Annotated in this window: 1 protein-coding gene; it reads left to right on the top strand. The window is 59.6% G+C overall.

Annotation, left to right across the window (positions count from 1 at the left end; genetic code table 11):
• Window positions 1–31 precede the first annotated feature (31 nt).
• The coding region (hflK, locus tag AAEY83_RS13020) for an FtsH protease activity modulator HflK (protein ID WP_351059361.1) at window positions 32–396 on the top strand (365 nt) is incomplete at its 3' end.

Here is a 396-nt window from a genome sequence, read left to right as displayed (position 1 = left end):
GCGTGAGCGTGCGTACACCAAGCAGGGCCAGATGCTGACTGAAGACGAGAACATCGTCGAAGTGCCGCTGACCGTGCAGTACAAGATCAGCAACCTGCAGGACTTCGTGCTGAACGTCGATCAGCCGGAAATCAGTCTGCAGCACGCGACCGAAAGTGCACTGCGTCACGTGGTCGGGTCCACCGCCATGGACCAGGTGCTGACCGAAGGTCGTGAATTGATGGCCAGCGAGATCAAGGAGCGTCTGCAACGTTTCCTCGATACCTATCGCACCGGTATCACCGTCACCCAGGTCAACGTACAGAGCGCAGCGGCACCGCGTGAAGTGCAGGAAGCCTTCGATGACGTGATCCGCGCCCGTGAAGACGAGCAGCGTTCGCGCAACCAGGCTGAAAC

Origin of the sequence: Psychrobacter sp. TB20-MNA-CIBAN-0197 (genome assembly GCF_040309765.1) — a bacterium.
GTDB lineage: Bacteria > Pseudomonadota > Gammaproteobacteria > Pseudomonadales > Moraxellaceae > Psychrobacter > Psychrobacter submarinus.
The sequence above is the reverse complement of the archived record's forward strand: the minus strand, read 5'-3'. Positions and strand labels throughout refer to the sequence as shown.